The sequence below is a fragment of the Salinivibrio sp. YCSC6 genome, from assembly GCF_004916735.1.
Lineage (GTDB): Bacteria > Pseudomonadota > Gammaproteobacteria > Enterobacterales > Vibrionaceae > Salinivibrio > Salinivibrio proteolyticus.
The window spans coordinates 1,557,020-1,570,199 of sequence record NZ_CP039516.1; the positions used below are offsets into that span (position 1 = coordinate 1,557,020).

Below are 13,180 nucleotides of genomic sequence, written 5' to 3' on the forward strand. Positions count from 1 at the left end.
CGTTTGCGTGAGCATAATACCGCTAAAATGCATATTGTAAAGCGAAAGGACGCTTGCCGTAAGCGTCCTTTAACGTTTTTATCATGCCTTGCGCGTACGCTTTCGCGTGGGAGCGAATTAAGGGAGATTTAGGCGACTTTAAATTGCCCGACCAAGGTATCGAGATCTTGGCCAAGCGAGCTCAGCTCTTCCGCCGCATGTGACGATGCCTCACTGGAGGTCAACAAGCTAGCGACAATGTCGCGAATCGATACCAGATTGCGATGAATATCTTCTGTGACCGTGGTTTGTTCTGACGCCGCGCTAGCAATTTGCGAGGTCATATCGTTTACTTGCGAGAAAGCCGCGCTCACCGAGGTGATTCGCTCGCCAATTTCCGATGAAATCGTTGCCATGCTTTGGCACTCTTGATCACTGTCGGCAATGGTTTTGACGGCACTATCTACATGCACATGGAGACCATCAAGCATGTCACGGATCTCATGAGTGCTGGTTTGGGTACGACTGGCCAAGGTGCGCACTTCATCGGCCACCACCGCAAAGCCTCTGCCCTGCTCGCCCGCACGGGCGGCTTCAATCGCTGCATTTAGCGCCAGCAGATTGGTTTGTTCCGCAATTTCACCAATCACAGACAGTACCGAGGTAATTTTATCTGACTGGGCTTTAAGCTGATCCACTTGCTGACTCGACTCGCTCATTTTTGCCACCAACCGCTCAACCGACGCGATAGATTCATGCACTTGGGTTTGCGCGTTTTGCGCATCTTGGGTGGCAGACGTAGCGGCATCAGCAACCTGCGTGGTGTTTTGTGCTACTTCCTGCGCAGCAGAGCTCATCTCTGTCACCGCGGTTACCACTTGCTCGGTTTCGTTATCATGAGTTTGTAAGTGCTGGGCTACCGTCGCGGTCTGCCGCGCCATATCACTGGCAGTGCTATTCACTTGTGCGGTGACCTGAGCGACCCGTTGAATAGTTTGCTGCAGTTTGTCCACAAAGCGATTAAACGCATGACCAAGTTGGGCAATTTCATCATGGCTGTGCACATGCAAGCGCTGAGTGAGATCGCCCTCGCCACTGGCAATATCATTAAGCTTATCGAGCATATTTTTCACTGGTTCACCAATGCGCTGCGCAAACCAACTCACTAGCAGCACTGTGATAATCACCGTGCCCAACCCAAGCAAGGTTAAACGCCAGATCTGAGCATCCAATGCTTGCTCTGCTTCACTGCGATAAGCGGCTACCTCTCGCTCGATATCATCGGTATAGGCACCGGTACCAAGCAACCATCGACCATTATTGATCATCACCGCATAGCCAATTTTCTCAATCAGCTGGTCAGCGCCGGGCTTATCAAACATAAAATTGAAAAAGCCATCGCCTTGCTGTGCGGCCTCAAGCAGGCCTTGAATAACCTTGTTGCCTTTCGGATCGGTAAAATCAATCAGGTTTTTCCCTTCAAGGGCTGGTTTAACAGGGTGAAACATATTAATCCCCTGTTTGTTGTAGATAAAAAAGTAACCCGCTTCGCCAAATTTCACATCAGTAAGCGCCGTTTTCAGCGCCGCCAGACGTGCCTCACTGGTACCGGGATTGATGCGTTCTACAATGTTCTCGGCCACCTGAGTCACTTCTTCGAGTTGTTTTTTGCGCTCGTTGACTAATTTTTCCCGAAACGTGGCAATGTTCTCTTCTATTAGTGTCCGCTCGTTATGTGCCGTGATCGCACTCAAAATCAATATCGAGGCAATAAGCGGCACAATGGCAAGCAGCAGTATTTTTGTTTTAAACATCAGCTTCATTAGCATTTACCCTACAGACTAATTTTGTAAGCAAATGCTACTACTTAGCTAGACAGGATAAAACATAACCAGCTGTTTTCTATGAACTAAGCGACACTCAATTAGCGAAGCTGTGATACTGGTTGAAGTGTCATGTAACTGGTAGGAACCGTGTCATATCGTGGCGTGTATTTGACTCGTTCCCATGCGGGAACGAGCAAGACTAGTATTATTTAGACCATATTACTCTGTATCTGGGGAATCTCTTTCGTTGCGGAGCTTTAATCCAGCGCTTACTCGCCCACCGATCAAATTCTTTATGGCTCATACAGTGATATGGGCCGGTAGAAATGCAAGAGCGCTTTACCAACAGTCTATATTTTCGATTAACGCGATAACTTAGCCAGTCCTTGTTCGTCTGAATAACCTTTGGGTGCATGCCTGGCGAGATCTTGTGATCCAATATTTTTACCACCACCTCTTCAGCTTGATGGAGAAGTCGAGAAGAGGTTTTAGGCATAATGATTTGAACGCTAACACCATCACTTACAATTTCCTTTGTCATGCTCCCCTCCTTACTGATAACGTTGCGAAAATTTCTCGGCATCAAATCCGGTTTCCGCTAATGCAACATCAACAGGCGTGGTAAGCAATGAACGGCTTTTAAAGTAACCTTGCCCATCATTCCCATTTTGGAAAAATGCACCATCAGGACTGAGCATAAGGTACGAATTGGTCATTGAGTCGTTATCTTCAACCGACATGCAATGAGACATGGAACGATGTCGATCAACAAACGCCTGAAATTGTTGGTCCGTGATGGCTTGAACTGAATCAAACACAGGTAATACCCGCAGTACCTTCCATTTATGGGGCTGAATGCGTGCCATTAAAGTGGTGAAATCTTCTTCAATATTAAACGTATTGACGACGGTATTAACTTTGAGTTCGGTGTGAGGTGAGTAGTGTTTTACTTGGGTAAAAATTGATTCTAGTCGGTGGAAAGATAACGCATGACCCGCAGCTGTCTTGCGACCAATAATCTGCTGTCGCTCGAGGTCGCAAGCATCATAACTAATCCCCAGTAATTGGAGCTTGTGGCTATGCGCCTCAATAAATTGGTCTGTAATTAAATGGCCGTTCGTAATAATAGATGTATCAAAGCCTAACTCGATGGCATAATCCAATGCGTCAATAAAGCGTTGCTTTAAAAGCAAAGGCTCTCCACCTGCAAAATTTAATCTAACACGTTGATACTTCAACTCTTTCTTAATAGGATTTGGTGAAAAGAAGTACTGCGCTAGCTTGAAAAGCAGCGACCGCATATCGTCTATATTTCGGTGGATCTCATTAGGCTTTGCCCATTTTGCATAGCAGTAATGGCAGTCGTAATTGCACTTCTCAGTAATGTGGTAATTGATAACGAGTTGATTTGCTTTGTTCATAACACTACTCCTTCTGGGTGACAGAAGTAGTGTTGATTTGTGCAGTGCACAAAAAAGCTTTTTTTTACTCGGGTAAACTGTTTAGCAATGACGTAAAGCGCAGAGCCTCTTGATACTCTTGATTCACCCGACTCACCAGCGCAGCTAAACCGTGATCACGGTCCATCAAGGCACTATCGACTTGCTCGGCAAGTTGTGCCGCTTTTGTCAGATCTTGCTCGAACCAGTGAAAGAGAATTTGCTCTTTCAATGACAGTGACAACCGCTGATCTCTAAGCAATTGATAGAGCAGCCCTGAGTTATGCATCGCCATATCCGCATTGGGTAAGCGCTGATCGGGGAAGGGACTCGTTAAACGCTGTTCTCGCAATTTGAACCCACCATTTTGCATCTCACCGATAAACTGCTGCGCCGCCTGTGTTAAATGTGCAGTCGACTGAACAGATTGCGCGTTGAGCAAGATCTCTTCGCATAAGGTGGCGCTTTCGGTACGAGCGGAGGAATCATCAAATACTTTTTTGACGAATTTGGTGTCACTAAAAAAAGCATCTAACACCAGTGCGTTAAACAAGCAGTCTTGCCCTTGTGAGGTCAAATACGTTTTTCCGCGCTTGTTTATGCTTGCGTCACTAAACTCTTCTTTTCGCACCCACTCAGGCGTAGGCGGGATGACTTGGTTGCGCACGTAGCTGTTCGCTTTTAAGCGAAGGAGCTGGCTTCCTTCAACACCGAATAGACTTTTCACTGCTTCATTGGTATTCATTAACGACATACAGCATGCTCCAACAACCGCGTTTCAGAATAGGCATCATCAAGCGTCACAGAGGCGATTATCTCTGCGGCTCTATACACAGACTGTGTGCCATAACTGGTACACATATTGTCGGCATTCATGAGTGCTCCTAAGCAATATCCTGCACGAAAGCTTTCTTCCTTCGAAGTGGTGAGAAAGGCACCAAAATAGGGAGCATCTTTCTTGTCATAGATTTCGATATATTCTTGACAAGCGGAGATCAAAAAATCAGCACTGCCTGCTTTAGCATCCGAATGTATTAACGCGTAGCTGGGCTTAGCAACGCATAAAAGGCATAATACTAAATACCAAACGACTCTCATTCTGCAACTCCTTCGCGGTTGATTTCGCTCGTTTGGTATTTAGTTCTAGCAAGCGTGTTGATTCGATAATAGCTATAAAGGAAGGTAACTGCCATCGACAGATAAGACAATAAATCAACCAAAGGTAATCTAGCGTAGCGTTCCCAGTTAAAATGAAAGTATTGCTTATTTACTACAAACACAGCAATCACTAGTAAAAGCACACAAGCCTGATGCACCCACGGCGTGATAATTTTTCTTACGATTGGTACATCTATCTGCCAGCAACGCTTTATGTAATGATAAAAAAATACCACTAAGAAAACTAAAAACAGTGTCTCGATTAGATCGATCTCTGTGAAAGAAAAGGCGTATTCAAAAACCTCGAAAGGTGTCAACGCATAGGCGAATAGGCCTAATAAAAATAGCGTTAAGAGCCAAGCCCATTTCAAAAAGAATGCAATGCCGAACAGCAATCTGCCGATGATACTTGTGTTTTTCTTAACCATATTAATAAACATTCCTGTTTTTTATGCCTTCTTTCGTACCTGTGCGGAAACGAGAAATCAGCCGGCTTCGTACACAATAGCGACTGTATTGTTCGAGGCATCTTTTATGTTGCGGCTAAGTGTATATGTAGGCAATTTCCTACACCAGTTGTTAGATCACACTACAAATCGGATGATGGTATATTGAACAACCCGGGAACCTTATACCTTACTGGGTGGAAGCGTAAGAACAAACAATGTTGGAATGGCCAACCCCCCCCCCCCAACCAAACCATTCCTCGGTTTATACCGTACATTTATTGGCTGATAAGGAGACGGTGATGAAAAGTAGCAAGGTTCCTCATGGGCGGTATTCTCGGTTAGGAGCGCTGGCTTCCCTAGCGGGGCGTGTGGCGTCGAATGTGGCGTGGGAAGGTGCGAAGCAGTTTGCACAAGGCAATCGGCCGAGCCGTAAAGATTTGGTGATGTCGCCGGCTAATATTGCTTATGTAGCGGATAAACTGGCGGATTTGCGCGGCGCGGCAATGAAGGTCGGTCAGTTACTGTCAATGGATGCGGGAGATTTGATCCCACCCGAGCTCAGTGATTTATTGGCTCGATTACGCAATCATGCCACGCCTATGCCATCAACCCAACTTAACCAAGTACTCACCGAGCAGTGGGGGCCCGAATGGAAGCAAGCTTTTACCCACTTTCGTTTTTCGCCCATCGCGTCAGCGTCGATAGGTCAAGTGCACGAAGCCTATACTGATGCTGGTGACAAAGTGGCGGTGAAGGTTCAGTACCCGCGGATTAAAGACAGCATCGATAGCGACGTCGATAATGTGATTACCTTATTGCGCTTGAGTGGCCTGATCCCCAAAGAAGCGAATTACCAAGCCTTACTCGATGAAGCGAAGCAACAGCTGCATGATGAAGCCGATTATCGTAAAGAAGCGAATGCAATGATGCGCTTTAACGAGCGGCTGAATGCCCATACGGATTTAGTGGTGCCTAATATCCATTCAACCTTAACCACAGATCGCGTGTTGACCATGGATTTTATGGCGGGTGAACCGATTGAAACCCTAACAAAAGCCGAACCTGCCGTGCGTCATCGCGCGGTGAGTCAACTCTTTACCCTACTCTTTGAAGAGGTGTTTGTGTTTGGGGAAGTCCAAACAGATCCTAACTTCGCCAATTATTTATACCAACCAGAAAGTGGCCGTATCGTCTTGCTCGATTTTGGTGCCACCCGTCAGTACACCTCACGATTTACTGAGGGCTATCGCAAGTTGTTCTTAGCTGCCATTGAAAAAGATAACCCCGGCATTGACGCAGCGCTGACCCAAATTGGCTTTTTTGCCGAGGCGATCTTACCGGAGCAAAAAGCCAGTGTGCTTGAGCTTGTGAACACCGCCTGTGAGCCAATAGCGACGGACGCGCCCTTTAATTTTGGTCAAGCCGATTTAGCCACCCGTTTACGCAACCGTGGGATGGCGCTGAGTATGGAGCAAGGCTATTGGCATACGCCGCCGGCGGATGCGCTATTTTTGCATCGTAAAATTGCGGGGCTGTATTTGCTGGCCGCCAAATTGGATGTCACCTTAAATGTGCGAGCCTTGTTGATGCCTTACCTCACGGCAGAACGCGTAAAAACAGCGTAATCGTGTAAGCGAAATTAACCATTGTCTCGCAGCGCTTCACAGTAGGCGACTAAGTCTTCGGCCACCCAATGAGAGGCCACACTGCGTGCAGTGATAGCGGCATCTATCCGGCCCGTGTTGACGACCTCAAACCAGTGGGTCAGCATGGCTTCAAACCCTTTGCTGGCCTGCATGCCCGTCCAATCAGGGAGAGACAATTGCGCGACTTGATTGTCTTGCATGCGCTCACCGCGCGTAAATCCATCAAAGAAGTAACACTCGTTACGGTAGGCTGCGGCTATGGTTTCCTTGGTGGCGCCATATTGGCGATTCATGCTGGCTTCAAATAAGCTATTGTCGCGATGCCAACGAATGTCTAAACGCGCGAGCAGTCCTTCATCAAACTGGGCAAACACATCCAAATCATCAATGTTCATGTCACCGTGCAGGTTAATACTGTCAAGCGGGTGAATAAAGTCATCGAAAATGAATCGACGGGGCGCATCTGGCAGCGCATGACGATGCTTTTCCCATCGCAACGACAACAGGGGCGAGCCGAGTTCATCTTCTGGGCGCTGGCCGTTTAAATGGGCGTTTAACAACGGCAAATAACGGCGATTAAATCCTGCAAACAAAGGCGTATTATGCTTTTCAGCAAGGTTAAAGAGAGCTTCAACATCCGCCCCCGATTGGGCCACCGGTTTGTCGACAAACACGGGAATACCTGCGGCTAAGAACGGACGCACCAACGCCGGATGAGCATGAGTGGCAGCATGAATCATCACCCCATCCACGTTCAACGCCAATACTTCTTCGACATTGGCTGCTGTGTGCGCCACCCGATACTGCTGCGCCAATTCCGCTAGTGTATCGGCTTGGCGGCTGCACATGACCCAGTCAAGTTCGGGCCAACTTGCAAGCAGTGGCAGGTATGCTTTTTGGGCGATGTCACCCAATCCTATCGAGGCAATTCTCATGTTTTCTCCTTACCGCGCGACTTACGCTGAGGCTGGAAGTCGCTAGTAGAAATCAGTAACCTAGCAGCATTCTACAGAGTGTGACGAACTATGAATATTATTATCTCTTGGCTTGCCCAAGGCGGGGCTTGGCTAACCCCTTGGTTAAACGAGATCGCCATTGCGGTCACCGCATCTTTATTGGTGGTGTTTGGTAACGACATTAATCGTACCCTGCGTCGTTTACTGACCGGCCACAACTTTTTTGTCCGCACCTTGGTGTTTATTGGCATCAATGCATTTGGCTATGGCGCATTTATTGTGGCCGTCTCCCCTTGGCTCGCCGCGAAAATGCGCGCATGGCCTGATCAATGGCTGATGTGCGCTGTGGTAGGCGTCTTTGTGTTTGTTGGCTATTGGGCGCAACGTCAACGACAGATCTAATCCTAGACCCAATTCGCTGTTTAAAACATCGGCATCCATACTTACTGATCAATCTGGATGTCGATTCTCGGCGTATTGGCGAGAAAAAGGAGATCAACATGCAACGCGGACTGATGTGGTTTCGCCACGACCTTCGAATTCATGACAACCCTGCTCTCGCCAATCTTGCTTCGAGCTGTGACGAACTCACCTGTTTGTTCGTCATTGATCCACGCTGGTCACGCGCCGATCACTTCCAAAGTAAACATCTCGGCCCTCAGCGCGAAGCCTTTTTATGGCAAAGCCTTATCGAACTTCATCGTGCGCTCGACGTCATGGGACAAAAGCTCATTATTAGAACAGGCGCACCTTTGGAAGTGCTCGCCGACCTGTGTACTCAACATCAGATTGATGTTATTGGTGTCACCGATCACCCAGGCCCCTTTGAGCGCCAGCAAATAGATACCCTTGTTAGCCGGTTTCCACAACGTGTGGTGGTGTCTGATGCACATACGCTGTTTAGTCAGCATCAGTTACCCTTTGATTTACCGGATATTCCAGCCACCTTTACGCAATTTAGAAAAGCGGTCGAAAAGCGCGACATTCCGCCACGTCTACCGCTTGCCGTGCCAGAGTCCTTACCGCGTCCTATCGATGGCATAGTTACCGAGCCCGCACCTTTATCGGATCGCCGTATTGCACCATATCAAGGTGGAGAGATTGCTGGCCGCGCGCAACTGAATCATTACTTATGGGATACCCATCGTATTCAGCGCTACAAAGAGACGCGAAATGGTTTGGATGGTTGGGATTTTTCATCCCGTTTATCCGCATGGCTAGCCAATGGTTGTTTGTCTGTGCGTTGGGTCGCTGCAGAGCTGGACCGTTATGAGCGTAATGTGGAAAAAAATGAGTCTACCTATTGGCTCTATTTTGAGCTCCTGTGGCGGGAGTATTTCCAGTGGATGTTGTATCACTACGGAGCGCGCTTTTTCCGTTTTAAAGGCATTGCCGATAAACGTCCGCTCACCACGTTTTACGCCGAAGCCTTTATGGCATGGCGTGAAGGCAACACCGATTTCCCGATCGTCAACGCCGCCATGCGCCAGCTAAAACACACGGGATGGATGTCGAATCGGAGTCGTCAATTAGTCGCGAGCTGCTTGGTACATGAGCTCGGTGTGGACTGGCGTTACGGCGCAGCTTACTTTGAGCAGCAACTGATTGATTTCGATGTCGCCGCTAACTATGGTAATTGGCAATACCTCGCCGGTGTCGGTGCAGACCCGCGCGGCAGTCGTCGGTTTAATCTCGACAAGCAAACTGCACAATACGATCCTGAGGGGACGTTTATTGCTCGCTGGCTCGCCGATGAGGTTCCGTCACATTAGCGTTAGGGTTCAACTTGTGCGGCTTGGTCGGAAGCAGGCTGGTAGCTGTCGATAATGGCGATCACTTTATCGCTCACCCGACGAGAAAACAGCAATGCAATATGGGTGAGCGGAAAGACATCATGGCTGCTCATGCCTTCGATTTTGGTTTCTTCGACCAGCACAGTACCGTCGCAAACTTGGTTCTTTATCAGCAGCGATGCTGGGCCCCACGGGCAATTTCCAGCAATACTGTGCAAAGGCGGTAATCCCTGCCAGGGAATCACCTGATCGGGCAACAAAATAGATTGGCTCCGTTGGAACAGCCAGCCGCCCCACCCTAAATCATCAAACACCTTGGCGAGTGTTGCTCCTTGATGGGGGGTGCCGAGGGTAATCACCGCATGCACCGCATCAGCAGGGTTATCGTCTAATTGCGCACTCTGCTCTAAATAGCGACGAATAATCAGCCCGCCCATCGAGTGGCCGATTAAAATCGTGGGCTGATGATCAATAAACGCATTGATGCGACGAGCAATTTGCTCAAAGTCCGGATCTAGGGTGTTATAAGAAAGGTTGAGCACCTCATGTCCTTGCTTTTCTAGGCGTTCACTTAGCGGGATCAAAAAAACACCGTGCATGTACAGCCCATGAAGTGTCACTATTTTCATCCCATCTCCTTATTAAACCCTTACCGCTCATCATGTCGTGATAGACGAGTGGTGACATGCGAGATAATCCGCGTGCATTTACCATACCAAGCATAACGTGCTACTGCATGGATTCGTGACCCAAAAAAAACGCCCCACGTTGAAAACGCGAGGCGGTTAACAGACTGTTCTTGGCCTATCGGCTTAGAAAATCAAATGTGCAACACCAGCGATCACCGGTAAGGTCACCAAGGTACGCAAAATAAAGATCACAAACAGTTCCCAGATTTTGACTGGAATTTTACTGCCTAGCAGCAAAGCGCCAACTTCGGACATGTAAATCAGCTGCGTGACCGACATCGCTGCAATCACAAAGCGAGTCATTTCGCTATCAATTTCCGCGGCAAGAATGGCTGGGATGAACATATCCGCAAAACCAATCACCATGGTTTCTGATGCTTTCACCGCCTCAGGAATATGCAGTAGCTCAAGCAAAGGAACAAACGGTGCACCTAGTACGTTAAAGATACTGGTGTACTCAGCCACCATCAATGCCGCTGTACCAATCGCCATCACGACAGGGAGTACGCCCAGTACCATGTCAACTGCGTTTTGAGCTCCTTCTTTGAGTACGCTGTTCACCGAGCGAATTTTTTCAGCACGGTTAAGCGCGCACTGTAAGCCGTAGCTCAGCGTAGTATGACCTTCAGGCAACACTTCTTCGTTCGATTCGCGGGTTGAGCCGTCAATCAACTCGTCTTTTTTCCAGCAAAGTGGCGGAAGACGAGGAACAATAATCGCTGCAGCAATCCCCGCCAGACACACCGCCAAGTAGAACCAAGTAAACATGTGCATCAAGTCAACTTGGGCGATCACAACCAAGCTAAAGCTGATCGATACCGCTGAGAAGGTGGTACCGACAACCGCGGCTTCACGCTGCGTGTAAAAACCTTGCTCGTATTGCTTGCTCGTCATCAAAATACCGACACTGCCGTCGCCTAACCAAGATGCCGCACAGTCAACCGCTGAGCGGCCAGGCAAGCCAAATAATGGACGCATCACTTTGGTGAAAACGGCGCCTAACATCTCCAGCAGGCCAAAACTGGTCAGCAATGGCAACAGCAATCCAGCAAAAATAAACACAGACAGCAGGATAGGCAGCAGATCGTTAAGCACAAACGCGCCAGTAAGCTCACCCATGATCAGTTCAGAGCCGTAACCGAAGAAGGTCATGGCAACAAATACACCACCAATCACACGGGTGGCTAGCCAAATCGGTGAAACATTGAATAGGCCGTTGAGGAAACCGTGACGAGTAATAAAGCGGGGTTTTGTTAGCGTGACAATCAATGAGGTGACCGCACTGAAAACCACCAATGCGGTGACCACAGCGGTTGCCGAGCCGCCCAATAGATCAAGAACACTTCCGGCCATGACCGCAATGGGGATGGTGACACCGTCGCCGAAATTCACCGGCGTCATAAAGAGGAGTAAGCCAAGAAGCGATGGGATGGCGAACATCAGAATATTTCTCATCGAAGGCACCGTCGTCGAGAGAGAGTCAGTTTTTTGCATACGTCTGAATCCTGAATTTTTATTTGTGTCACAGTGATAAAACGACAAATTGTCGATTAATTATTCACTCACGGTGACTATCTGCAATCGAGATTACCGAATCATGCATGCGATGTAAATGTTTATTTAGTCATAAATACTGAATAAATACATCCATAGAGCACAACTGCTACGGCTCAATTGCGTTTTATAGTTCATCAAACCTTCATTTGTGAAAAGTTTGTTACACTATTTTATTGACCAAGATCAGATTCCGTTAGCAACTTGTAGGGTATAAGGTGGGCCAGCTCACAGATTATCGTAACCACGTTTTTGGATAACGGGTTGATATACACTGCGTATTGGTCCTGCTAACCGATTTTAAAGTCAATACGTGCATATTCTTTGATCAACCAGTCACCAAAGTCATTGAGGAGCATCATAACAGCACGTTTTTTTACAGGTTTGCGATCTAGCAGGATAAAAAGTCGCTCAATTGCTTGTTGTTTAGCAGGATAATGCCTAATAAACAATTCTGCACACTCAGGTAGAGATTCCGTCCACGTTCCTTCTTTATGCAATACCAAACCAAACGCACCACGAATTAAGGTATCGGCAATGCGCTGAGCTGCAGTCAGTTGCGTGTTCCATGTCGTGGCCGCTTGAATTTTATGCTTGGCACGTGCCAATTTACCGCTCAAATCAGGATTCATCGCTTTCGCTACTTCCCAACTCGCCTCGAAATGGCCAAAACTCTCGGAAAGATCTTGACCATACAGGCACATTGCACGATGTTTGAAAAAGAAGCCCCAGTGAAAGATTTCGGCCAAATCACGAACTTGTGACACTGTCACAGTGTCGATATGACAGCCATCGATGACTTTGCTATGGCTGGCTTTAATTCGCCATAACAAGGTATTCATGGCACTGGATTGGTCAAGCGTTAGTGGTTGGTGGCATACCACGGTTAAATGCAGGACAGACTCCCCCACTGTCGCACGACGCCAGACAATATCGCCGCTCACGTAGACACTGTGAAGCCGCTTACCGATCAAAGCACGAAGCTGTTTGATCGCTTTGACCATGACAGGGATAAATTCAGATTGTAGCGGCGAGCGCCGATCCGGCTCTGGTAAATAAGCCGTTTGAGATTGCAACTGAGTCACGACTTTCACACAAGGTTGAATGCGTGCGCTATTGTTGGTCATCTGCATGGACAAATCAACGCTCTACCACCGAATCTCACGCTGTATCAACGCGCTTGCTTAAATTGAATACAGGGCTCTGCGTAAAGTTAAGCATAATCCTTGCCAGCTGTCGCGTTGGATAATTGACGGGCTGAGAATTCGTAACCACCGTGGTATAGTCTGAGCACGCCCAGAACGAATAGAGAGCACCCAATGACGCAATCAGCGCTAATGAGCTTGGATGAAATCCTCGAAACCGCCTTTGAGATCTTCGCGGAGATGGCACCGGATAATTTGGAGTATGACGATTTGGCGGCATACGAATCCCATTTTGAGGAAGACGGCGGCGCCATCGTGGTTGAAGTCGGCAGCGATTGGCCTGAGCATGTCGGGCCCGACATCAACCTCGCCCACTGTGCGGAAGTACAAATTGGGATGGCAAAAGAAGGCGCCTTGGCCGATGTGTTTGTGCGTATGCTACTCAGCCGCGATCCGGAAGAAAAATTCTGCCACTTATTGTGGAAACGCAGCCCCACACAACTGCACTGATGGCAGACCTCACGTCTACGATTGACGTGACAGCTC

14 protein-coding genes are annotated in these 13,180 nt (G+C 48.1%); 4 read left to right on the top strand and 10 right to left on the bottom strand.

The annotated features are described in order from the left end of the window. Positions 1 to 128: 128 nt before the first annotated feature. The 6 genes from E8E00_RS07080 to E8E00_RS07105 form a co-directional block, all read right to left on the bottom strand. The gene (locus E8E00_RS07080) at positions 129 to 1,802 is read right to left on the bottom strand and encodes a methyl-accepting chemotaxis protein (RefSeq protein ID WP_096628270.1); all 1,674 of its coding nucleotides are present in this window, start codon (positions 1,800 to 1,802) and stop codon (positions 129 to 131) included. 208 nt (positions 1,803 to 2,010) lie between these two features. Continuing rightward, positions 2,011 to 2,346 (bottom strand): hypothetical protein, encoded by a 336-nt coding sequence (locus E8E00_RS07085; protein ID WP_096628267.1) that lies wholly within the window; start codon positions 2,344 to 2,346, stop codon positions 2,011 to 2,013. Between the two features lie 10 nt (positions 2,347 to 2,356). Further along, positions 2,357 to 3,226, bottom strand: a complete 870-nt coding sequence (locus E8E00_RS07090) for a viperin family antiviral radical SAM protein (RefSeq protein ID WP_096628264.1) — start codon at positions 3,224 to 3,226, stop codon at positions 2,357 to 2,359. 64 nt (positions 3,227 to 3,290) lie between these two features. Beyond that, positions 3,291 to 3,998, bottom strand: a complete 708-nt coding sequence (locus E8E00_RS07095; RefSeq protein ID WP_096628261.1) for a hypothetical protein — start codon at positions 3,996 to 3,998, stop codon at positions 3,291 to 3,293. Then, positions 3,989 to 4,342 (bottom strand): hypothetical protein, encoded by a 354-nt coding sequence (locus tag E8E00_RS07100; RefSeq protein ID WP_069587611.1) that lies wholly within the window; start codon positions 4,340 to 4,342, stop codon positions 3,989 to 3,991. Before E8E00_RS07100 ends, E8E00_RS07095 begins: the two co-directional genes overlap by 10 nt. Continuing rightward, the gene (locus tag E8E00_RS07105; RefSeq protein WP_136588375.1) at positions 4,339 to 4,830 is read right to left on the bottom strand and encodes a hypothetical protein; all 492 of its coding nucleotides are present in this window, start codon (positions 4,828 to 4,830) and stop codon (positions 4,339 to 4,341) included. Before E8E00_RS07105 ends, E8E00_RS07100 begins: the two co-directional genes overlap by 4 nt. A gap of 320 nt (positions 4,831 to 5,150) precedes the next feature. Here E8E00_RS07105 and E8E00_RS07110 point away from each other — a divergent pair, with 320 nt between their 5' ends. Continuing rightward, positions 5,151 to 6,476 (top strand): AarF/ABC1/UbiB kinase family protein, encoded by a 1,326-nt coding sequence (locus tag E8E00_RS07110; RefSeq protein ID WP_096628256.1) that lies wholly within the window; start codon positions 5,151 to 5,153, stop codon positions 6,474 to 6,476. Positions 6,477 to 6,490: 14 nt separating this feature from the next. On the opposite strand, the gene E8E00_RS07115 is transcribed toward E8E00_RS07110, so the two are convergent. Continuing rightward, positions 6,491 to 7,432 carry a Gfo/Idh/MocA family protein gene (locus E8E00_RS07115; protein WP_077640329.1) on the bottom strand — a complete coding sequence of 314 codons (942 nt, stop codon included), beginning with the start codon at positions 7,430 to 7,432 and terminating at the stop codon, positions 6,491 to 6,493. A gap of 90 nt (positions 7,433 to 7,522) precedes the next feature. Between E8E00_RS07115 and E8E00_RS07120 the strand changes: the two genes are divergently transcribed. After that, positions 7,523 to 7,855, top strand: coding sequence for a DUF3392 domain-containing protein (locus E8E00_RS07120; protein ID WP_077640328.1), 333 nt, complete (start codon positions 7,523 to 7,525; stop codon positions 7,853 to 7,855). 98 nt (positions 7,856 to 7,953) lie between these two features. Beyond that, the gene (locus E8E00_RS07125; protein ID WP_096628254.1) at positions 7,954 to 9,225 is read left to right on the top strand and encodes a DASH family cryptochrome; all 1,272 of its coding nucleotides are present in this window, start codon (positions 7,954 to 7,956) and stop codon (positions 9,223 to 9,225) included. 2 nt (positions 9,226 to 9,227) lie between these two features. On the opposite strand, the gene E8E00_RS07130 is transcribed toward E8E00_RS07125, so the two are convergent. The 3 genes from E8E00_RS07130 to E8E00_RS07140 all read right to left on the bottom strand — a co-directional run bounded on the left by E8E00_RS07130 (position 9,228) and on the right by E8E00_RS07140 (position 12,622). After that, positions 9,228 to 9,875 carry a triacylglycerol lipase gene (locus E8E00_RS07130; protein WP_096628252.1) on the bottom strand — a complete coding sequence of 216 codons (648 nt, stop codon included), beginning with the start codon at positions 9,873 to 9,875 and terminating at the stop codon, positions 9,228 to 9,230. 183 nt (positions 9,876 to 10,058) lie between these two features. After that, complete coding sequence (locus E8E00_RS07135; RefSeq protein ID WP_096631380.1) at positions 10,059 to 11,375, bottom strand: YjiH family protein; 1,317 nt, start codon at positions 11,373 to 11,375, stop codon at positions 10,059 to 10,061. Positions 11,376 to 11,779: 404 nt separating this feature from the next. Then, entirely contained in the window at positions 11,780 to 12,622 is an 843-nt protein-coding gene (locus E8E00_RS07140) for a hypothetical protein (protein ID WP_096628249.1), read from the bottom strand. A 186-nt stretch (positions 12,623 to 12,808) separates the two neighbouring features. On the opposite strand from E8E00_RS07140, the gene E8E00_RS07145 reads away from it, so the two are divergent. Further along, on the top strand, positions 12,809 to 13,144 hold the full coding sequence (locus E8E00_RS07145; protein ID WP_077479363.1) for a DUF440 family protein: 336 nt from the start codon (positions 12,809 to 12,811) through the stop codon (positions 13,142 to 13,144). The last annotated feature ends 36 nt before the right edge of the window (positions 13,145 to 13,180 follow it).

Bases quoted from the DNA above. Each gene is read 5' to 3' on its own strand.
- E8E00_RS07140 (WP_096628249.1), bottom strand. From the start codon at position 12,622: ATGCAGATGACCAACAATAGCGCACGCATTCAACCTTGTGTGAAAGTC.
- E8E00_RS07090 (WP_096628264.1), bottom strand. From the start codon at position 3,226: ATGAACAAAGCAAATCAACTCGTTATCAATTACCACATTACTGAGAAG.
- E8E00_RS07095 (WP_096628261.1), bottom strand. From the start codon at position 3,998: ATGTCGTTAATGAATACCAATGAAGCAGTGAAAAGTCTATTCGGTGTT.
- E8E00_RS07105 (WP_136588375.1), bottom strand. From the start codon at position 4,830: ATGGTTAAGAAAAACACAAGTATCATCGGCAGATTGCTGTTCGGCATT.
- E8E00_RS07100 (WP_069587611.1), bottom strand. From the start codon at position 4,342: ATGAGAGTCGTTTGGTATTTAGTATTATGCCTTTTATGCGTTGCTAAG.
- E8E00_RS07120 (WP_077640328.1), top strand. From the start codon at position 7,523: ATGAATATTATTATCTCTTGGCTTGCCCAAGGCGGGGCTTGGCTAACC.
- E8E00_RS07115 (WP_077640329.1), bottom strand. From the start codon at position 7,432: ATGAGAATTGCCTCGATAGGATTGGGTGACATCGCCCAAAAAGCATAC.
- E8E00_RS07135 (WP_096631380.1), bottom strand. From the start codon at position 11,375: ATGTTCGCCATCCCATCGCTTCTTGGCTTACTCCTCTTTATGACGCCG.
- E8E00_RS07085 (WP_096628267.1), bottom strand. From the start codon at position 2,346: ATGACAAAGGAAATTGTAAGTGATGGTGTTAGCGTTCAAATCATTATG.
- E8E00_RS07130 (WP_096628252.1), bottom strand. From the start codon at position 9,875: ATGAAAATAGTGACACTTCATGGGCTGTACATGCACGGTGTTTTTTTG.
- E8E00_RS07125 (WP_096628254.1), top strand. From the start codon at position 7,954: ATGCAACGCGGACTGATGTGGTTTCGCCACGACCTTCGAATTCATGAC.
- E8E00_RS07145 (WP_077479363.1), top strand. From the start codon at position 12,809: ATGACGCAATCAGCGCTAATGAGCTTGGATGAAATCCTCGAAACCGCC.
- E8E00_RS07110 (WP_096628256.1), top strand. From the start codon at position 5,151: ATGAAAAGTAGCAAGGTTCCTCATGGGCGGTATTCTCGGTTAGGAGCG.
- E8E00_RS07080 (WP_096628270.1), bottom strand. From the start codon at position 1,802: ATGAAGCTGATGTTTAAAACAAAAATACTGCTGCTTGCCATTGTGCCG.